This is a genomic window from Streptomyces sp. NPDC127114 (genome assembly GCF_042677525.1).
GTDB lineage: Bacteria > Actinomycetota > Actinomycetes > Streptomycetales > Streptomycetaceae > Streptomyces.
Map to the genome: position 1 here is coordinate 84608 of NZ_JBHXTJ010000021.1, position 20440 is coordinate 105047.

Below are 20440 nucleotides of genomic sequence, written 5' to 3' on the forward strand. Positions count from 1 at the left end.
CCCCCACATGAAACTCTCCGCGAGACTGTCCACAAGACTGTCGGCCCTGGCCGGTGCCTCGGCACTGGTCCTCGGCGCCTTCGCCGGCGCCGCCCCGGCGACCGCCGCATCGGGCACCGCCGCCGTGACGCCGCCCGACATATCGGTGACCAACGTCAAGCAGCACCTGGCCGACCTCCAGACCATCGCCACGAACAACGGCGGCAACCGCGCCCACGGCCGTACCGGCTACAAGGCGTCCATCGACTTCGTGAAGGCCAAGCTGGACGCGGCGGGATACACCACCACCGTCCAGCAGTTCACGTACAACGGCACGACCGGCTACAACCTGATAGCCGACTGGCCGGGCGGCGACCCGAACCAGGTGATCATGTCCGGTTCGCACCTGGACTCGGTCACCTCGGGGCCCGGCATCAACGACAACGGCTCGGGTTCGGCGGCCATCCTGGAGACCGCGCTCGCCGTCTCCCGCGCCCAGCTCCAGCCCACCAAGCACCTGCGGTTCGGCTGGTGGGGCGCGGAGGAGCTGGGCCTGGTCGGCTCGAAGTACTACGTCAACAACCTGCCCACCACCGAGCGTTCGAAGATCAAGGGCTACCTGAACTTCGACATGATCGGCTCGCCCAACCCGGGCTACTTCGTCTACGACGACGACCCGACGATCGAGCAAACCTTCAAGACCTACTTCGCGGGCCTCGGCGTCCCGACGGAGATCGAGACCGAGGGCGACGGCCGCTCCGACCACGCCTCGTTCAAGAACGTGGGCATCCCGGTCGGCGGCCTGTTCACCGGCGCCAGCCGGGTGAAGACCTCCGCCCAGGTGCAGAAGTGGGGCGGCACGGCCACGGCCTTCGACCGCTGCTACCACTCCTCGTGCGACACGACGGCGAACATCAACGACACCGCCCTGGACCGCAACGCCGACGCCATCGCGTACGCGGTCTGGAACCTGTCGAGCGGCACGACCCCGCCGCCGGGCACGGTCTTCGAGAACACGGCCGACGTGTCCGTCCCGGACAACGGCACCGCGGTGACCTCGTCCGTGACCGTGTCCGGCATCAGCGGCAACGCGCCGAGCAACCTCTCCGTGGGCGTGAACATCGTCCACACCTACATCGGTGACCTCGTCGTCGACCTCGTCGCCCCCGACGGCTCGGTCTACAACCTGCACAACCGCTCCGGCGGCAGCGCCGACAACATCAACCAGACCTACACCGTGAACGCCTCCTCCGAGGTCGCCAACGGCGTCTGGAGCCTCCGCGTCCAGGACAAGGCCGCGGTCGACACGGGCTACATCAACAGCTTCAAGCTGACGTTCCCGTAGTCCGCAGAAAAACTCCCGGGTGGGTCGGTGACGACAGCCCCGACCCACCCGGGGTCCCAACCACGCCCCTACTTGGCGGAATTGGCGGCGTCCACGAGCTTCTCCGGGGTGACGGCACCGACGTAGACCTTGCCGTCGTCCGTCATCAGCGCGTTGACGATCTTCGTCTTGAAGACGGTGCCGGAGCCGAACTTCCCGCTCACCTTGTCGCCGAGGGCGTCCAGGAAGCCCTGGACCTCCTTCGGCGCCTCGCCGGTCTTGGGCGCGGGGGCGCCGGTGTCGAGCCGGGCGATGGTGGTCCAGCCCTCACCGATGATGTTCGGCTCGCCCTTCGCACCCTCCCCCAGGCCCCCGAAGAGCCCGCCGAGGCCCTTGTCGAAGTCCTTGCCGAACTCCTCCTCGGCGTCCTTCCCCGCCTTGTCAGCCGCGCCCTCGGTGACCTTCGCGCCCTTCGGCGCCTTGAAGTCGAAGGTGTCGGCGGCGGGCTTGGCGAAGTCCACCTTGGTGAAGCCCGCGTCGACGACCGGCTTGCCGCCGCTGACGGAGTCGAGGGTGAACTTCAGCGGGGTGCCGTTGGCCGCGTCCACCGCGATCGTGACCGACTCGACCGTGGAGCCGGACTGCTTGGGCTTGATCACCAGCTGGTAGGCGTCCCGGCCGGCCACCTTGGCGGTACCGCCGACGGTGAGGGAGGTGGTGTCGCCGGCCGCCTTCAGCACCTCGTCGGCGAGCTCCTTGGGCGTGGCGGGCAGCTCCTGCTCGTGCTTGCCCTTCTCGCCCTCGTCCCCCTTCTCGCCCTTCTCGTGGAAGACCTCGTTCGACTTGCTGTCGTACGCCCAGAGGTCGTCGCCGTTGTGGATCAGGCTGTACTCGTCCGAGCCGTCGAGCAGCGTCAGCTTCTGCCGGTCGGGACCGTCGGCCGCGACCCGCAGCGTGTGCGAGCCGGAGACCAGCTGGGTCAGCCGCTCCGACGGGTCCGCGGAACCGGAGCCGGAGCCGCCGGGCGCCGACGGGATCAGCCCGGCGAAGGACGGCAGTCCCAGGTCGGTGCTGATCCTGAACGTGCCGGACAGGGTCTGGGTGTCCGAGGCGGCGATCTTCTCGATGAGCTGCTGCGCGGTGATGTCCGGCAGATCCGGGTCACCCGACGCGGCGAGCGCCGGCACCAGCCCGATGGTCGCCGCGGCCACCCCGGCCACCGCGACCGGGACGACGTAACGGCTCGCCTTGCGCTGTCCTGCCATGTCTGCGTTCCCTCCGTGCCCTCGTGGACCCTTCTTGATGGATCCATCCCACCAGCACACCGCCCAGGAATCGTCAGCCCGCGGACTCAACCTCACGTACACCTACGGGATGACGTACCCCTAGGGCGGGCCCGCCCGACGGCTACCACTACGTCAGCGGTGTCTCGTCGCACAAGGTGCTCCACCCGGCCCGCAGGAGGCCGCCGCACAAAGGTGCGGGCCGCACCCCTCAAGGGGTGCGGCCCTTCACGTTCCGACGGACTCCGGACGGCAGACGATCCGGCGAAGCCGACTTCAGCCCGCCCGGTGCACCACCGCGTCGCAGAGTTCCTCCAGGGCCGCCTTCGCGTAGCCCTCCGGGAGCGGGGCCAGCATCGCGCGGGCCTCTTCCGCGTAGCGGACCGTCTCGCGGCGGGCCTGCTCCAGGGCCGGGTGGACGCGGAGGCGGCGGAGGGCCTCGGCGTGGCGGGCGTCGTCCGTGAGGTCGCCCTCGACGAGCGCGAGGAGTTCGAGGTCCTCCGGGCGGCCGTGGGCGGCCGCGGCGGCGCGCAGGTGGAGCACGGGCAGCGTGGGGACGCCCTCGCGGAGGTCGGTGCCGGGCGTCTTGCCGGACTCGTGGGAGTCGGAGGCGATGTCGAGGACGTCGTCGGCGAGCTGGAAGGCGACGCCGAGCCGCTCGCCGTACTGCGTGAGGATGTCGACGGTGCCCTCGTCCGCGCCGGACATCATCGCGCCGAAGCGGCAGGAGACGGCGACGAGCGAGCCGGTCTTGCCGCTGAGGACGTCGAGGTAGTGCGCGATGGGGTCGCGGCCCTCCTGCGGTCCGGCGGTCTCCAGGATCTGGCCGGTGACGAGCCGCTCGAACGCCTCGGACTGGATGCGTACGGCCTCGGGTCCGAGGTCCGCGAGCGTGTGCGACGCGCGGGCGAAGAGGAAGTCACCCGTGAGGACGGCGAGCGAGTTGCCCCAGCGGCTGTTCGCGCTGGCGACGCCGCGCCGTACGGCCGCCTCGTCCATGACGTCGTCGTGGTACAGCGTGGCGAGGTGGGTGAGCTCGACGACGACGGCCGAGGGCACGACGCCCGGCGCGTAGGGGTCGCCGAACTGGGCCGCGAGCATCACGAGCAGCGGCCGGAACCGCTTGCCGCCGGCCAGCACGAGGTGCTGCGCGGCCTCCGTGATGAACGGGACATCGCTCTTGGTGGCGTCGAGGAGGCCCGCCTCCACGGCGGCCAAGCCGGTCTGGACATCGGCTTCGAGAGCCTGGTCCCGCACGCTAAGACCGAACGGCCCGACGACGGTCACGAGGGGATCTCCTGTCTGCTGACGCCTACTGACGCTGTCCTTGACGCTGTCTTCACGATGTCCGGACCGCACGCCGACGGCCTGCTTCGACCTGCCGGCCGGCTCGCCGGCCGACCTGCGGGTCGACCTTCCGGCCGACCTGTCGGTGACTCGCCGATGACCCTGCCACGACCAGCCGATGACTCGGATTGTCGATGTGTCGGTCCATTCACTCAAGCCAGCGTATCCGGTCACGTTTCGATCACCGTGGGCGCCTTCCCGTCACCCCCGGTATGTTCGTGATCAGCCCATACGACCAGGAGTAGGCGTTTTGTCCCGAACAGTGATCGACAGCGGCCCGAACGGCGAGCCCGGGCACGGTCGTGACCAGAGGTGCGCCGCGAGGTGTCCGGAGCCATGAAGACCACGAAGAGCACGAAGATGACGAGGATCACGAGGGTCACGAGGACCGTGAAGCCCGCGGAGGACGCGAAGCCCGCGAGGATGGCGAAGATCCGTACCGGCTTCCCGTACGAGACCCGCCACGAGGACATCCGCATCCCGATGCCCGACGGCACGAGGCTCTACGCCCGCGTGTGGCGCCCGCTCACCGACGAGCCCGTCCCCGCCCTGCTCGAATACCTCCCCTACCGCCTCACGGACTGGACCGCGCCCCGCGACTGGCAGCGCCATCCCTGGTACGCGGGCCACGGCTACGCCTCCGTACGGGTGGACGTGCGCGGCCACGGCAACAGCGAGGGGCTGCCCGGCGACGAGTACGACGCGACCGAGCTCGCCGACGGCGTGGCCGTCGTGAACTGGCTCGCCGAGCAGCCCTGGTGCACCGGCCGGGTCGGCATGTTCGGCATCTCCTGGGGCGGCTCCAACAGCCTCCAGATCGCCGCCCTGGCGCCCGAGCCCCTGAAGGCGGTCGTCACCGTCTGCTCCACCGACGACCGCTACGACAACGACCTCCACTACCTGGGCGGCTCCGTCCTCGCCGTCGACATGCACGCCTGGGCCGCGACCATGCTCGCCTTCGTGTCCAGGCCGCCGGACCCGCACTACGTGGGCGAGGAGTGGCGCGAGATGTGGCTGAAGCGCCTGGAGGCGGTGACGCCGTTCACCCACACGTGGCTCGCCCACCAGACCCGCGACGCGTACTGGCGGCACGGCAGCGTCTGCGAGGACTACACCTCGATCCGCTCCGCCGTCCTCGCCGTGGGCGGCTGGCACGACCCGTACCGCGACACCGTGCTCCGGCTCGTCGAGCACCTCCCGCAGGACCGCGTCCGCGGCATCATCGGCCCCTGGTCGCACCAGTACCCCGACCGCGGGCTGCCGCCCGGCCCGGCGATCGGCTTCCTCCAGGAGACCCTGCGCTGGTGGGACCACCACCTCAAGAACGTCGACAACGACGTGATGGCCGAACCGCTGCTGCGCTCCTGGATCAGCGACTCGCACCCGCCGGCGACGGTGTACGAGGAGCTGCCGGGCCGCTGGGTCACCGAGCCGTCCTGGCCGTCGCCGAACGTCACCCCGGTGACGTACGGCTTCCAGGGCGACCCGGTGGGGGTGTCCTCGCCCCAGCAGACCGGCCTCGACGCGGGCCGCTTCTTCCCCTTCGGCAACGACGCGGACCTGCCGCCGGACCAGCGCGAGGAGGACGCGCACTCGGCGTGCTTCGACTTCCCGGTCCCGGATGCCGGTCCTGCCCTCCAGATCCTGGGCAGGCCGTCGGTGAGGCTGTCCCTGCGCGCCGCGGCCCCGACCGGCCAGGTCATCGCCCGCCTCTGCGACATCGCCCCGGACGGGTCGTCCACGCTCGTCACCCGGGGCGCGCTGAACCTCTCCGCCCGTTACGGCCGCGACCGGGCGGTCGAGGCGCAGGTCGGCGAGTGGGAGAGCTACGACTTCCGGCTGAACGCCATCGGCCACGCCTTCGCGCCCGGCCACCGGGTCCGCCTCGCGGTCTCCTCCGCGTACTGGCCGTGGATCTGGCCCCAGCCGGACGCCGCCGGCTTCACCCTCGACCCGACGGGTTCCTCCCTCACCCTCCCGGTCCGCGCCCGGACGGCCGACGCCGTCGAGTTCGAGGAACCGGAACAGTCCGAGCCGCTGAACGTGTCCTACCCGCGCACGCTGGAGGAGCCGCGCCCGGAGCGGGTGGTGGTCCGCGACGTGGCGAAGGGCGAGTGGCGCCTGGAGGTCGACCCGCGCTACGGCGGCACCCGGGTCTACCCGGACGGCCTGGAGTACACCGACGACGCCCTGGACACGTACACGATCGCCGAGTCCGGCCCGCTGACGGCCCGCACCCGCTCGGACTGGAACATCCGCCTCCACCGCCCGGAACTGGCGTGGGACGTCCGCGTCGAGACCCGCTCGGAGATCACGTGCGACGCGGACGCGTTCCTGACGTCGGACGAGGTGATCTGCCGGGAGGGCGGGGAGGTCGTCTTCCACCGCACGTGGGAGAAACGCATCCCGCGCACGGCGGGCTGATCCCCGCCCGCATGAGGAAGGGCCCCTCCCGGATTCCGGAAGGGGCCCTTCACCGCACCGTACGTACGCGCTTACGCGTCGGCGCCGGCCTTACGACGACGCACGACGACCATCGCACCGGCACCGAGCACCACGGCCGCACCGGCGGCGAGGGCGATCGGCATGGTGGAGGAGCCCGCGCCGGTGTTGGCGAGCGTGCCGGAGGTTCCGGTGGTCACCGGAGTGGTCGACTGACCACCCTGCTGGGCGGTGTTTCCGTTGCCACCGGCGGAGCCGGTACCAGGCTTCGTGGGCTTGACCACGGCGAAGCCGGCGTAGGTGCCTTCATCGGTCCAGCCGCAGGAGCCGTCCTCGTTGACGTAGCCGGCACCGGTGGAGACGGCGCCGTCACCGGCGGGGGCCTTGGCGTCGACCGTGACCTTCAGCTTGAAGTCGAAGGACTTGCCCGGCTTGAGCGCGGAGGTGGAGAACATGGTGTCCTCCTCGATCGGCTGCCACTTCGGGTGGGTGGCGGAGGACCAGGACACGTGGAGGTACTTGTCGAGGTTGATGCCCTCGTACATGTACGCCTCGGCGGAACCATCGACCGACTCGATCTCGGCGCTGCCCTTGTTGGTGACGCGGAAGGTGAAGATCCCGCTCTGACCGGCGGTGATCTCCTTCGGACCGGTCAGGGAGCCGATGATGCCCTTGTCGGCCTCGCAGTCTTCGAACGGCTCCTCTTCTTCCTCGGCCAGGGCCTCCCGCAGCGCCTCCTTGGCGGCGTCCAGCTCCTTCGCCGCCTTCTCCTTGGCCACCCGGGCCTTCTCCGCCTCACGGGCGGCGGCGACGCGCGCATCGTCCAGGGCGTCCTTGGCCTCGGCCGCCTCGGCGGCCTTGGTCTCGGCGGTGGTCTTGGCGGCGTCGGCGCCGGTCTTCGCGTCGGCGACGGCCTTCTCGGCGAGCGCCTTCTCCTCCGCGGTGGCGTCCGGCTTGGCCTGGATCTCCGCCAGCGCCTTCTCGGCGTCGGCCAGCTGGCCGTCCGCCACGTTCTTCGCGGCAGCGGCGAGCTCGGACGCCTTCTTGGCGTCGACGGCCGCCTTCTTCAGCGGGTTGTCGGCCTTGTCCAGCGCGGCCAGGGCCTCCTCGGCCTTGGCGTGGGCGACGACGGCGGCCTCGTACGCGGTCTGCGCCTTGGCGACGGCCTCGCGCAGTTCCTTGATCGTCTGCTTCTGGTCCTGCGTCTGCGACGCAGGCTTGTCCTCGGCGAACGCCGGCGCGGCGGAAAGGAACACGACCGGCGTGGTCACCGCGGCGGCCACGGCCGTGGCGAGAATTCGGCGGATCTTCAAGATGGACCTTTTCTGGTCGGACGAAGATGAGAGAAACGGAGTTGTGGGGTCGCGCGCCTGCGGATAGGTCACGCGGCGCAACGACGGGCTGATCGTATGACCGGAATACGCCGCGGAATAGCGACATTCGCCGGGCCGTGACAGGCCCTCCCGTCGCACCGCGCACGCACCGGCGCCACAAAGCCCGCGAACCCGGACAGTTGCCCACGGAGGCCGCAGTTTCTGTGTGACACATGTCATCAGCGCCTTGGCGCACGCCCCGTAACGTGTCCCCCACACACCTGGAAAGCGAGGCAAGCACCGATGCCCGAGCACAGCCCGCTCGACCTGCCCGAGGGCGACCCCTTCGGCCCGCACAACCTCCCGTACGGCGTCTTCTCCACCGCCGACGAGCCCGAGCGCCGCCGGCTCGGCGTCCGGATCGGCGGGTACGTGCTCGACGCGGGGGCCGCGGCGCACGCCCTGGGGTCGCCGTACGCCGCGCTGCTCGCGCAGCCGAGCCTCAACCCGCTGCTCGCCGCCGGGCGGACCGCCTGGCGTGACGTGCGCCGGGCGCTCACCGGCTGGGTGACCGTGCCCGCGCACCGGCCGGTCGTGGAGCCGCTGCTGCACGCCCTGGACACCGTCACGCTGCACCTGCCGTACGAGGTCGCCGACTACGTCGACTTCTACGCGAGCGAGCACCACGCCACCAACGTCGGCAGGATCTTCCGCCCGGACGGCGACGCGCTCACCCCGAACTGGAAGCACCTGCCGATCGGCTACCACGGACGCGCCGGCACCGTCGTCGTCTCCGGGACCGACGTCGTGCGCCCGGCCGGCCAGCGCAAGACGCCCGCCGACCCGGCGCCCGTCTTCGGGCCCTCGGTCAAGCTCGACATCGAGGCGGAGGTCGGCTTCCTCGTCGGCACGCCGTCCGAGCTGGGCCGGCCCGTCGCGCTCGGCGACTTCCGCGAGCACGTCTTCGGCCTGACCCTGCTCAACGACTGGTCGGCGCGCGACATCCAGGCCTGGGAGTACGTGCCGCTCGGCCCGTTCCTCGGCAAGTCCTTCCAGACCTCCGTCTCGGCCTGGGTGACCCCGCTCGAAGCCCTGGACGCGGCGCGCGTGGCTCCGCCCGCCCGAGACTTCGCGCTCCAGCCGTACCTGGACGACTCCGCCGAGGAGGAGCCCGGCGGCTTCGACCTGCGCATCAGCGTCGCCGTCAACGGCGAGGTGGTGGCCGAGCCGCCGTTCGCCTCCATGTACTGGACGGCGGCCCAGCAGCTCGCCCACATGACCGTGAACGGCGCCTCGCTGCGCACCGGCGACCTCTACGGCTCCGGTACGGTCTCCGGCCCCGAGGTCGGCCAGCGCGGCTCGCTCCTGGAGCTGACCTGGAACGGCCGCGACGCGCTCGAGCTCGCCGACGGCAAGCGGACCTTCCTGGAGGACGGCGACGAGGTCACCCTGACCGCCTGGGCCCCGGGCCCGGACGGCACCCGCGTCGCCCTCGGCGAGGTCACCGGACGCATCGCCCCGAACCCCGCCGCCTAGACAGGCCCCTGGCCCGCCTCCGCCGTGTGCGCCTCGTCCGTGAGGCACACACGGCACGGGGAGCGGGCCGGGTGCGGGCCGCCCGGCGCGTCCGCGAGCCACCGGCCGGACGGTCGATCCGGCCGACCCGTCACGCCGCCCGCCACAGCGCCGGCACCGCCGGCGGCTCCCAGCCGGGCTGGGCCGTGTGTGCCTGGAGGCACACGTAGCCCCGTCCGCCGTACGTGGCGGCGTCGCCCGCCCGGTACGCGGTGCCGGCCGACCACGTGCCCCCGGGAGCCGTGGGCGTCGGCGTGGGCGTCGGCGTCGGGCCCGGGTCCTGCGGGACGTCCAGGACGAAGTCGAAGGCCGCCTCCTTCCCGCCGCCGCCCGCGTCCCGCACGCTCATCAGCAGTCGCGCGTCGAAGATCGGGTCGGTGTTGTTGCGCGGCTCGCCGGGGAAGTACAGCTGCGTGGTGAGCACCGGCCGGCCCGGGGCCTGGACCTTGACGTGGAGGTGCCGGGTGCGGCCCGGATAGAGGCCCGGGACGATCGTGCTGAGCCTGAAGGAACCGTCCGTGCCCGTGAACTGGTGGCCGCGGAAGCGGAATCCGGTGTTGTCGTACGCGCCGTTCGTGTCGGCCTGCCAGAAGTCGAGCAGCGCGCCGGAGACCGGCCGGCACGCCCGCCCGAAGACGTAGCCGCTCACCTCCAGCCGCACGCCGGGCAGCCCGGGCTCCAACAGGCTGGTCCGGCGCGGTGAGTTGGGCTTGAAGTAGGGGCCTTCGGTCTGGGGCGGCGTGGGGTCGTCGCCGTCGTCGCACGCCGGCGTGAGCGCGGGTGCGGCGCCCGTGCCGTCGGTGAGGGTACGGGCGAGTGCCGGGACGCCCATGAGCACCACGGGCGCGGCCATGCCCGCCGCGAGCGCGGCGCGCAGGACGGCCTTGCGGGTGAGGTGCCCGGTGCTGGTCTCTCGGTCCATGCCTGCTCCTGGGGTGGGGGGCTTGAGCGGTCGACCAGAAACCTAGGTGTCGCCGGGGGCGTCTTCGATGGACGGAGCACTGCAGTCGTGGTGCTTGTCGTGGGGGTTCTCGTGGTGTTCTCCGTGGTGCTTCCGGAAGTGACCGGGGGTCATCCCGGTCTCCCTCCGGAAGAAGCGGCAGAAGTACGCGGGGTCGTCGAAGCCCGTCCGCGCCGCTACCTGACGTACCGACAGATCCGTGCGGGCGAGGAGCCGTTGGGCTTCGTGGGTGCGCGCCTCGCGGAGCAGGCTGCCCGGTGTGCGGCCGAGGGCCGCCCGTACCGCCTCGGTGAGGTAGCCGGGGCTGACCCCGAGCCGCTCGGCGCACTCGCGCACGGACCGCAGGCCGACGCCTCCGGCCCCGCCGTCCGTACCGGTTCGGGTGACCAGCCGGACGAACGCGTCCGTGACGGCCGCGTGGCGACCGGTCGGCGCCGCCGCCTCCCCGGGCCCGCCCAGGCGCGCCGTACGGACGAGGAGGACGTGCAGCAGCGAGCGGAGCACGGTGGCGAAGCCGCTGTCCCCGTGGCCGTACTCCTCGGTGAGTTCGGCGATCAGGCGGGCGGTGCGGGTGTGCGCGGCGGGGTCGAGGCGGAGCCAGGGGCGTTCGCCGATGCGGCGCAGCAACTCCTCGTCGCCGGGGTGGTCGAGGAGGAACTCGGGGGTGAACAGGACCACGGAGCCGTCGAGGTCCCGGGCGTTCTCCCAGTGATGGACCTGTCCGGGCAGGATCACGCCGATGTGCGGCGGGCGCAGCTCCCAGCGCGCCAGGTCGACGACATGGGTGCCGGTGCCGTGGGTGACGTGGACGATCTCGTAGAAGGTGTGCCGGTGCGGGAAGTCCGCCCGGGACATCGGGCCGATGCCGTCGAAGGTGCCGACCGCGAACGGCACGTCGTCCGGCAGTCGCACCTCCAGCCGGTGCACGGGCGGTTGGCCCTCCTTCGGTGTGGTGCACGGGGTCCCTGGTAAGGCGGTGGTGCCGCGCATCGCGCCGTCCCCTTCTCCTCGGCCGGCGACGGCCGGCCCACGACCGGCCCTCGGACGGCTTCCTCGACTGGTACAGACCATTCCGCCCACGATGGCACGCGGCCGCCCCTCGGGCCACCCCCCAATGGGTCACCCCGCGTGCGCCACCCGCACCGTCCGTTCGATGCTGCTGGAGGTGGCGGGTCACGGGGAGAGCCCGCCGACGTCAGGCGCCCCGCACCGGGCGCGCCCACCCTTCCGAGGAGCAGACACACATGTCCGCACGACCCCGACCCCTCATGGCCGCGCTCGCGCTGGCCGCCGTCACCTCGCTGGCCCTGGGGGCCGCCCCGGCCGTCGCCAAGGCACCGGCCGGCGACGAGTTCGCGCATCCGGACCTGAAGAAGACGTACGAGGCGACCAAGAAGTACGAGTCCGAGCAGGCGGCCATCGACGACGGCTACGTGCGCACCGACGACTGCGTGGAGGACCCGGAGCTCGGCGGCATGGGCTACCACTACGTGAACCCGGACCACATCGGCTCGACCGACCCGACGAAGCCCGCCGCCGTGCTGTACGCCCCCGACCACAAGACCGGCAAGCGCGAACTGGTCGCCCTCGAGTGGGTCGTTCCCAACACGGGCCAGCCCAGGCCGCGGCTCTTCGACCACGACTTCGACGGGCCGTTCGACTTCGAGCCCGTCGGGCCGCACTACTCGCTGCACGCCTGGATCTTCAAGAAGAACCCGAAGGGCGTCTTCACCCCGTACAACCCGCGCGTCCACTGCACCCCGTGCACGGAGGACCACGCGAAGCCGGACGAGCCGAAGCCGGCCCACCCGAAGTCGTAGGCGCACGGGAGAGGGGCCCGGCCCCGCCCTCGCGGCGGGATCCGGGCCCCTCTTCCTCGTACGGCGGCCGCCTTCGGCTACCGCACGAACACGCTCGCCTGGCTCGCCAGGTCGAGGAAGTACTGCGGCGCGAAGCCGAGTGCCAGCGTCACGACCACGCCGGCCGTGATCGCGACCGAGGTGAGGCCCGACGGCACGGCGACCGTGGGGCCGTCCGCCTTCGGCTCGCTGAAGAACATCAGCACGATCACCCGGATGTAGAAGAACGCGGCGACCGCCGACGAGATCACGCCGACGACGACGAGCGCGCCCGCGCCGCCGTCCGCCGCCGCCTTGAAGACCGCGAACTTCCCGGAGAAGCCGGAGGTCAGCGGGATGCCGGCGAAGGCGAGCAGGAAGACCGCGAAGACCGCCGCGACCAGCGGCGAACGGCGGCCGAGCCCGGCCCACTTGGACAGGTGCGTGGCCTCGCCGCCCGCGTCCCGCACCAGCGTGACCACGGCGAACGCGCCGATCGTCACGAAGGAGTAGGCGCCCAGGTAGAAGAGGACCGACGAGACGCCCGTCGGCGTGGCCGCGATGACACCGGCCAGGATGAAGCCGGCGTGGGCGATCGACGAGTACGCGAGCAGGCGCTTGATGTCGGTCTGGGTGATGGCGACGACCGCGCCGCCCAGCATGGTGACGATGGCGACGGCCCACATGACCGGCCGCCAGTCCCAGGTGAGGCCCGGCAGCACCACGTACAGGAAACGGAGCATCGCGCCGAACGCGGCGACCTTCGTCGCGGCCGCCATGAAGCCGGTGACCGGCGTCGGGGCGCCCTGGTAGACGTCCGGGGTCCACATGTGGAACGGGACGGCGCCGACCTTGAAGAGCAGCCCCATCAGGACCATGGCGAAGCCGATGAGCAGCAGCACGTCGTTGCCCATGGTCTGGGCGAGCGCCGGGTCGATCGCGGGGACGTCGCCGCTGACGACCTGGGCGATCGCCGAGTACGACACGGAGCCCGCGTAGCCGTAGAGCAGGGCGATGCCGAAGAGCAGGAACGCCGAGGAGAAGGCGCCGAGCAGGAAGTACTTGACCGCGGCCTCCTGCGACATCAGCCGCTTGCGGCGGGCGACGGCGCACAGCAGGTAGAGCGGGAGGGAGAAGACCTCCAGGGCGATGAAGAGCGTCAGGAGGTCGTTGGCGGCCGGGAAGACCAGCATGCCGGAGACCGCGAACAGGGCCAGCGGGAAGACCTCGGTGGTGGTGAAGCCGGCCTTGACGGCCGCCTTCTCCTGCTCGCTGCCGGGCACGGCGGCGGCCTCGGCGGCGAAGGAGTCGACCCGGTGGCCGTGGTCGGCCGGGTCGAGCCTGCGCTCGGCGAAGGTGAGCACCGCCAGGACGGCGGAGAGCAGGATGACGCCCTGGAGGAACAGGGCGGGCCCGTCGACGGCGATGGCGCCCATGGCCGCGATGTGGGCCTTGGTGGAGCCGTATCCGCCGGCGGCGAGGCCGACGACCGCGGCGAACGCGGCGACGAGGGCCAGGACGCTCAGGAAGACCTGGGTGTGGTGGCGGCCCTTGCGCGGCACGAAGGCCTCGACGAGGACGCTGACGACGGCGGCGCCCACGACGATGAGCACGGGCGACAGCTGGGTGTACTCGATGTGGGGTGCCGGGATCTTGTCGATCGGCCCGGCGGCCGTCGTCCACAGGGTGTGGACGACGGGTGCGACGGCGGTGACGCTCACTTGGCCGCCTCCACTTCGGGGCTCGGGTCCTTCTGCTGGACATCGGACATGGTGTGCCGCACCGCCGGGTTGACGACGTCCGTCAGCGGCTTCGGGAAGACCCCGAGGAAGATCAGCACCGCGATCAGCGGAGCGACCACCGCGAGCTCACGCGCCCGCAGGTCCGGCATGTTGCGGGTCTCCTCCTTCACCGGCCCGGTCATCGTCCGCTGGTAGAGGACGAGGACGTAGAGCGCGGCGAGGACGATGCCGGTGGTGGCGATGATCCCGGCCACCGGGTAGCGGGCGAAGGTGCCGACCAGGACCAGGAACTCGCTGACGAACGGGGCGAGTCCGGGCAGCGACAGGGTGGCGAGGCCGCCGATCAGGAAGGTGCCGGCGAGCACCGGGGCGGCCTTCTGCACACCGCCGTAGTCGGCGATGAGCCGCGAACCGCGCCGGGAGATCAGGAAGCCGGCGACCAGCATCAGCGCGGCGGTCGAGATGCCGTGGTTGACCATGTAGAGCGTGGCGCCCGACTGGCCCTGGCTGGTCATCGCGAAGATGCCCATGATGATGAAGCCGAAGTGGGAGATCGACGCGTACGCCACCAGGCGCTTCATGTCGCGCTGGCCGACGGCGAGCAGCGCCCCGTAGACGATGCTGATCAGCGCGAGGACGACGATCGCCGGGGTGGCCCACTTGCTCGCCTCGGGGAAGAGTCCGAGGCAGAAGCGGAGCATCGCGAAGGTGCCGACCTTGTCGACGACGGCGGTGATGAGGACGGCGACCGGGGCGGTGGCCTCCCCCATCGCGTTGGGCAGCCAGGTGTGCAGCGGCCACAGCGGCGCCTTCACCGCGAAGGCGAAGAAGAAGCCGAGGAACAGCCACCGCTCGGTGCTCGTGGCCATCTCCAGCGAGCCGTTCGCCCGCGCCGCGGCGATCTCGGTGAGCGAGAAGTTGCCGGCGACGACGTAGAGCCCGATGACGGCGGCCAGCATGATGAGGCCGCCGACCAGGTTGTAGAGCAGGAACTTGACCGCCGCGTACGAGCGCTGGGCCGCCGCGTTCTCGTCGGTGCCGCTGTGCGCGCGGTCGCCGAAGCCGCCGATGAGGAAGTACATCGGGATGAGCATGGCTTCGAAGAGGATGTAGAAGAGGAAGACGTCGGTGGCCTCGAAGGAGAGGATCACCATCGCCTCGACCATGAGGATCAGGGCGAAGAAGCCCTGGGTGGGCCGCCACCGCTTGGAGGAGGTCTCCAGCGGGTCGGCGTCGTGCCAGCCCGCCAGGATGATGAACGGAATCAGCAGGGCGGTGAGCCCGATGAGCGCCACCCCGATGCCGTCCACGCCGAGTTCGTAGCGGACGCCGAAGTCCTTGATCCAGGCGTACGACTCGGCGAGCTGGTAGCGGTCGCCGCCTGGTTCGAAGTCGACGAAGATGACCGCGGCGAGGACCAGGGTGACGAGCGAGACCAGCAGCGCGAGCCACTTGGCGGCAGTGCGCCGGGCGGCGGGCACGGCCGCGGTGAGCACGGCGCCCACCGCGGGCACGGCCGCCGTCACGGTCAGGAGCGGGAAGCCCGCGTTGACCACTTGGGACATGTGGTTACACCGCCCTCATCAGCAGGGTCGCGGCGATGAGCACCGCCGTACCTCCGAACATGGAGACCGCGTACGACCGGGCGTAGCCGTTCTGGAGCTTGCGCAGCCGGCCGGACAGCCCGCCGACCGAGGCGGCGGTGCCGTTGACCACCCCGTCGACGAGGCTGTGGTCGACGTAGACGAGGGAGCGGGTCAGGTGGGTGCCGCCGCGGACGAAGACGACGTGGTTGAAGTCGTCCTGGAGCAGGTCGCGGCGGGCGGCCCGGGTGAGCAGCGAGCCGCGCGGGGCGACCACCGGCACGGGGCGGCGCCCGTACTGGAGGTAGGCGAGGCCGACGCCGAGGAGCATGACCACGACGGTGGCGGTGGTGACGGCCGCCGCGCTGAGCGGCGAGTGCCCGTGCTCGAAGCCGGTGACCGGCTCCAGCCACTCGACGAACCCGGCGTACTCGAAGAACGCGCCGGCGCCGACCGATCCGACGGCCAGCAGGATCATCGGGAGCGTCATGGACTTCGGCGACTCGTGCGGGTGCGGCATCCGCCCCTCGGCGTGCTCGGCGGCCGGTTCGGCGCTGGGCACCTGGTCGGCGTCGGGCGCGGGCTGCCAGCGCTTCTCGCCGAAGAAGGTCATGATCATCACGCGGGTCATGTAGTACGCGGTGATGGCGGCGCCGAGGAGGGCGCAGGCGCCGAGGATCCAGCCCTCGGTGCCGCCCTTGGCGAAGGCCGCCTCGATGATCTTGTCCTTGGAGAAGAAGCCGGACAGGCCGGGGAAGCCGATGATCGCGAGGTAGCCGAGGCCGAAGGTCACGAAGGTGACCGGCATGTACTTCCGCAGGCCGCCGTACTTGCGCATGTCGACCTCGTCGTTCATGCCGTGCATGACCGAACCGGCACCGAGGAAGAGCCCGGCCTTGAAGAAGCCGTGGGTCACCAGGTGCATGATCGCGAACGCGTAGCCGATCGGGCCGAGGCCGGCCGCCAGGACCATGTAGCCGATCTGCGACATCGTCGAGCCGGCGAGCGCCTTCTTGATGTCGTCCTTCGCGCAACCGACGATCGCACCGAAGAGGAGCGTGACGGCGCCGACGACGGTGACGACGAGCTGGGCGTCCGGGGCGGCGTTGAAGATGTCGGCGGAGCGGACGATCAGGTAGACACCGGCGGTCACCATGGTGGCGGCGTGGATGAGGGCGGAGACCGGGGTCGGGCCCTCCATCGCGTCGCCGAGCCAGGACTGCAGCGGCACCTGGGCGGACTTGCCGCAGGCGGCGAGGAGCAGCATCAGGCCGATCGCGGTGAGCTTGCCCTCGCCGGTCTCGCCGGTGGCTTCGAGGACCGGGCCGAAGGCGAAGGTGCCGAAGGTGGTGAACATCAGCATGATCGCGATGGACAGGCCCATGTCGCCGACCCGGTTGACCAGGAAGGCCTTCTTGGCGGCGGTGGCGGCGCTGGGCTTGTGCTGCCAGAAGCCGATGAGGAGGAACGAGGCGAGGCCGACGCCCTCCCAGCCGAAGTACAGCAGCAGGTAGTTGTCCGCCAGGACGAGCAGCAGCATCGCCGCGACGAACAGGTTCAGGTAGCCGAAGAAGCGGCGGCGGCGCTCGTCGTGCTCCATGTACCCGATCGAGTACACGTGGATGAGCGTGCCGACGCCGGTGATCAGCAGCACGAAGGTCATCGACAGCTGGTCGAGCTGGAAGGCGATGTCCGCCTGGAAGCCCTCGACCGGGATCCAGCTGAACAGCCGCTGGTGCAGGGCCCGGTCGTCGGCGCTCCTGGAGAGCATGTCGGCGAACAGGACCAGGCCGATCACGAAGGACACGGCGGCGAGCAGGGTGCCGAGCCAGTGCCCGGTCCTGTCGAGCCGCCGCCCGCCGGTCAGCAGGACGGCCGCTCCGAGCAGGGGCGCCGCGACGAGCAGCGCAATGAGGTTGTCCACGGTCAGCCCCTCACAGCTTCATCAGGCTGGCGTCGTCGACCGAGGCCGAGTGGCGGGCACGGAAGACGGACACGATGATCGCGAGTCCGACGACGACCTCCGCGGCGGCCACGACCATCGTGAAGAAGGCGATGATCTGGCCGTCGAGGTTGCCGTGCATGCGGGAGAAGGCGACGAACGCGAGGTTGCAGGCGTTGAGCATCAGCTCGACGCACATGAAGACCACGATCGCGTTCCGCCGGATGAGCACCCCGGTCGCGCCGATGGTGAACAGCAGCGCGGCGAGGTACAGGTAGTTGACGGGGTTCATCGCGAGGCCTCCTCCTCGTCCCGGTCACGGTCCCGGACCTGGTCCCGGATGTCGCGGACGTCTTCCCGGTCCCGGCCCAGGCGCTCCTCGGAGCGCTGTTCGAGGGCCTTGAGGTCGGCCAGCGCCTCGCCGGACACGTCCCGGATCTGGCCGCGCTTGCGCAGCGTCGAGATCACGGTCAGGTCGGCGGGCGTGCCGTCGGGCAGCAGGCCGGCGATGTCCACGGCGTTGTGCCGGGCGTAGACGCCGGGCGCCGGGAGCGGCGGCACGTGCCTGCCTTCCCGTACGCGCTGCTCGGACAGCTCGCGCTGGGTGCGGGCGCGTTCGGTGCGCTCGCGGTGGGTGAGGACCATCGCGCCGACGGCGGCGGTGATGAGCAGGGCGCCGGTGATCTCGAAGGCGAAGACGTACTTGGTGAAGACGAGGGCGGCGAGGCCCTCCACGTTTCCGCCGTACGCCGAGTTGGCGGTGCCGAGGCCGTTGAACTCGGTCAGCGAGGCGCTGCCGATGCCGGCGGCCAGCAGGATGCCGAAGCCGAGCGCGCAGGCGGCGGCCCACCAGCGCTGGCCCTTGAGGGTCTCCTTCAGCGAGTCGGCGGCGGTGACGCCGACCAGCATGACGACGAAGAGGAAGAGCATCATGATCGCGCCGGTGTAGACGACGATCTGGACGATGCCCAGGAAGTAGGCGCCGTTGGCGAGGTAGAACACCGCCAGGATGATCATGGTCCCGGCGAGGCAGAGCGCCGAGTGCACGGCCTTCCTCATCAGGATCGTGCACAGTGCGCCGATGACGGCGACGGTGCCGAGCACCCAGAACTGGAAGGCCTCGCCGGTGGAGGTGGTGTAGGCGGCGAGCGCGCTCATCGGCCGACCACCTTCCCCGACGCCGGCTCGGACTCGCCGAAGGTCGACTCGCCCTCCTGCACGACCTCGCCCTTGGAGACGGCGGCCTGGCGGACGGTCCCGGGCGCGGCCTCGGTGACCCGGCCCCGGTAGTAGTCCTGCTCGTCCGTGCCCGGGTAGAGGGCGTGCGGGGTGTCGACCATGCCCTCGGTGAGGCCCGCGAGGAGCTGCTCCTTGGTGTAGATCAGGTTCTCGCGGGAGGAGTCGGCCAGTTCGAACTCGTTGGTCATCGTCAGCGCGCGCGTGGGGCACGCCTCGATGCAGAGTCCGCACAGGATGCAGCGGGCGTAGTTGATCTGGTACACCCGCCCGTACCGCTCGCCCGGCGAGTAGCGCTCCTCGTCGGTGTTGTCGGCGCCCTCCACGTAGATGGCGTCGGCGGGGCAGGCCCAGGCGCACAACTCGCAGCCGACGCACTTCTCCAGGCCGTCGGGGTGCCGGTTGAGCTGGTGCCTGCCGTGGAAGCGGGGCGCCGTCGTCTTCTGCTGCTCCGGGTACTGCTCCGTCAGCCGCTTCTTGAACATGGCCTTGAAGGTCACGCCGAAGCCGGCCACCGGATTCTGGAAATCAGACACCGTCCGTCTCCTTTCCATCACTCGCAGTAGCAGTATCGGGACCACCACTGACAATCAGCTCCCGCTCCGCGCGGGGCCGACGCCGCGGTACGGGCGGCAGGGACTGTCCGGGCTTGGGAGGTACGGGGAAGCCGCCGGCCATCGGGTCGAACGGTGCCTCGGGCGCGGCCTTCTCGGCGGCGCCCTTCGCCTTCCGGTCGCGGAAGAGGTCCGCGACGAAGGAGAGCAGCAGCACCGCGAGCACGGCCCCGGCGACATACAGCACGATCGACTGGAAGTCGTAGTTCTCGTTGCGCAGCGCCCGGACGGTGGCGACCAGCATCAGCCAGACCACGGAGACCGGGATGAGCACCTTCCAGCCCAGCTTCATCAGCTGGTCGTAGCGGACGCGGGGCAGGGTGCCGCGCAGCCAGATGAAGAAGAAGAGCAGCAGCTGGACCTTGAGGACGAACCAGAGCATCGGCCACCAGCCGTGGTTGGCGCCCTCCCAGAAGGTGCTGATCGGCCACGGGGCCCGCCAGCCGCCCAGGAAGAGGGTCACGGACACGGCCGAGACCGTCACCATGTTCACGTACTCGGCGAGCATGAACATCGCGAACTTGATGGACGAGTACTCGGTGTTGAAGCCGCCGACGAGGTCGCCCTCGGACTCCGGCATGTCGAAGGGGGCGCGGTTGGTCTCGCCCACCATGGTGACGATGTAGATGATGAAGGACACCGGCAGCAGGACGATGTACCAGCGGTCGGCCTGCGCCTCCACGATCTTCGAGGTCGACATCGACCCGGAGTAGAGGAAGACGGAGGCGAAGGCGGCGCCCATGGCGATCTCGTACGAGATCATCTGCGCGCACGAGCGCAGTCCGCCGAGCAGCGGGTACGTCGAGCCCGAGGACCAGCCGGCGAGGACGATGCCGTAGATGCCGACGGAGGCGACCGCGAGGACGTACAGCATCGCGATCGGCAGGTCGGTGAGCTGCATCGTGGTGCGGTGCCCGAAGATCGACACCTCGTTGCCCGCGGGGCCGAACGGGATCACGGCGATCGCCATGAAGGCCGGGATGGCGGCGATGATCGGCGCGAGCACGTACACGACCTTGTCGGCCCGCCGGACGATCACGTCCTCCTTCAGCATCAGCTTGATGCCGTCGGCGAGCGACTGGAGCATGCCCCAGGGGCCGTGCCGGTTGGGGCCGATGCGCAGCTGCATCCAGGCGACGACCTTGCGCTCCCACACGATGGAGAAGAGCACGGTCACCATCAGGAACGCGAAGCAGAAGACCGCCTTGATCGCGACGAGCCACCAGGGGTCCGTCCCGAACATGGACAGGTCCTCCGCGGC

Annotated in this window: 16 protein-coding genes; 4 read left to right on the forward strand and 12 right to left on the reverse strand. The window is 70.7% G+C overall.

Translation table 11 applies throughout. The features are described 5' to 3' along the window. Positions 1 to 7: 7 nt before the first annotated feature. On the forward strand, positions 8 to 1324 hold the full coding sequence (locus ACFVGS_RS21790) for a M28 family metallopeptidase (protein ID WP_385693392.1): 1317 nt from the start codon (positions 8 to 10) through the stop codon (positions 1322 to 1324). A 68-nt stretch (positions 1325 to 1392) separates the two neighbouring features. Here the strand turns inward: ACFVGS_RS21790 and ACFVGS_RS21795 are convergent, their stop codons facing one another. Together ACFVGS_RS21795 and ACFVGS_RS21800 are read right to left on the reverse strand one after the other, a co-directional pair. Continuing rightward, positions 1393 to 2568: an outer membrane lipoprotein carrier protein LolA gene (locus ACFVGS_RS21795; protein ID WP_385693393.1), complete on the reverse strand. Its 1176-nt coding sequence runs from the start codon at positions 2566 to 2568 to the stop codon at positions 1393 to 1395. A 294-nt stretch (positions 2569 to 2862) separates the two neighbouring features. Continuing rightward, entirely contained in the window at positions 2863 to 3873 is a 1011-nt protein-coding gene (locus ACFVGS_RS21800) for a polyprenyl synthetase family protein (protein ID WP_385693394.1), read from the reverse strand. A gap of 483 nt (positions 3874 to 4356) precedes the next feature. On the opposite strand from ACFVGS_RS21800, the gene ACFVGS_RS21805 reads away from it, so the two are divergent. Beyond that, positions 4357 to 6357: a CocE/NonD family hydrolase gene (locus ACFVGS_RS21805; RefSeq protein WP_384412148.1), complete on the forward strand. Its 2001-nt coding sequence runs from the start codon at positions 4357 to 4359 to the stop codon at positions 6355 to 6357. Positions 6358 to 6428: 71 nt separating this feature from the next. On the opposite strand, the gene ACFVGS_RS21810 is transcribed toward ACFVGS_RS21805, so the two are convergent. Beyond that, on the reverse strand, positions 6429 to 7688 hold the full coding sequence (locus ACFVGS_RS21810) for an LPXTG cell wall anchor domain-containing protein (protein WP_385693395.1): 1260 nt from the start codon (positions 7686 to 7688) through the stop codon (positions 6429 to 6431). 303 nt (positions 7689 to 7991) lie between these two features. Between ACFVGS_RS21810 and fahA the strand changes: the two genes are divergently transcribed. Then, positions 7992 to 9224, forward strand: a complete 1233-nt coding sequence (gene fahA / locus ACFVGS_RS21815; protein ID WP_384412104.1) for a fumarylacetoacetase — start codon at positions 7992 to 7994, stop codon at positions 9222 to 9224. A gap of 130 nt (positions 9225 to 9354) precedes the next feature. Here the strand turns inward: fahA and ACFVGS_RS21820 are convergent, their stop codons facing one another. Beyond that, complete coding sequence (locus ACFVGS_RS21820; protein WP_385693396.1) at positions 9355 to 10185, reverse strand: carbohydrate-binding protein; 831 nt, start codon at positions 10183 to 10185, stop codon at positions 9355 to 9357. Between the two features lie 42 nt (positions 10186 to 10227). Continuing rightward, positions 10228 to 11214, reverse strand: coding sequence for an AraC family transcriptional regulator (locus tag ACFVGS_RS21825; RefSeq protein ID WP_385693397.1), 987 nt, complete (start codon positions 11212 to 11214; stop codon positions 10228 to 10230). A 254-nt stretch (positions 11215 to 11468) separates the two neighbouring features. On the opposite strand from ACFVGS_RS21825, the gene ACFVGS_RS21830 reads away from it, so the two are divergent. Continuing rightward, positions 11469 to 12044 (forward strand): hypothetical protein, encoded by a 576-nt coding sequence (locus tag ACFVGS_RS21830; protein ID WP_385693398.1) that lies wholly within the window; start codon positions 11469 to 11471, stop codon positions 12042 to 12044. Positions 12045 to 12121: 77 nt separating this feature from the next. On the opposite strand, the gene nuoN is transcribed toward ACFVGS_RS21830, so the two are convergent. Genes nuoN through nuoH form a run of 7 tightly spaced genes read right to left on the reverse strand, consistent with a single transcriptional unit; the run spans position 12122 to position 20422 of the window. Continuing rightward, on the reverse strand, positions 12122 to 13783 hold the full coding sequence (gene nuoN / locus ACFVGS_RS21835; protein WP_385693399.1) for an NADH-quinone oxidoreductase subunit NuoN: 1662 nt from the start codon (positions 13781 to 13783) through the stop codon (positions 12122 to 12124). Further along, on the reverse strand, positions 13780 to 15369 hold the full coding sequence (locus ACFVGS_RS21840; RefSeq protein WP_385693400.1) for an NADH-quinone oxidoreductase subunit M: 1590 nt from the start codon (positions 15367 to 15369) through the stop codon (positions 13780 to 13782). The genes nuoN and ACFVGS_RS21840 overlap by 4 nt, the downstream gene beginning before the upstream one ends. Before the next feature lie 4 nt (positions 15370 to 15373). Then, positions 15374 to 17311 (reverse strand): NADH-quinone oxidoreductase subunit L, encoded by a 1938-nt coding sequence (gene nuoL / locus ACFVGS_RS21845; protein WP_385693401.1) that lies wholly within the window; start codon positions 17309 to 17311, stop codon positions 15374 to 15376. Between the two features lie 10 nt (positions 17312 to 17321). Further along, positions 17322 to 17621, reverse strand: coding sequence for an NADH-quinone oxidoreductase subunit NuoK (nuoK, locus tag ACFVGS_RS21850; RefSeq protein WP_067240510.1), 300 nt, complete (start codon positions 17619 to 17621; stop codon positions 17322 to 17324). Next, positions 17618 to 18487, reverse strand: a complete 870-nt coding sequence (locus ACFVGS_RS21855; RefSeq protein ID WP_384412116.1) for an NADH-quinone oxidoreductase subunit J — start codon at positions 18485 to 18487, stop codon at positions 17618 to 17620. The genes nuoK and ACFVGS_RS21855 overlap by 4 nt, the downstream gene beginning before the upstream one ends. Further along, entirely contained in the window at positions 18484 to 19101 is a 618-nt protein-coding gene (gene nuoI, locus ACFVGS_RS21860) for an NADH-quinone oxidoreductase subunit NuoI (RefSeq protein WP_385693402.1), read from the reverse strand. Before nuoI ends, ACFVGS_RS21855 begins: the two co-directional genes overlap by 4 nt. Continuing rightward, positions 19094 to 20422, reverse strand: coding sequence for an NADH-quinone oxidoreductase subunit NuoH (gene nuoH, locus ACFVGS_RS21865; RefSeq protein ID WP_384412149.1), 1329 nt, complete (start codon positions 20420 to 20422; stop codon positions 19094 to 19096). Before nuoH ends, nuoI begins: the two co-directional genes overlap by 8 nt. Positions 20423 to 20440: the final 18 nt, after the last annotated feature.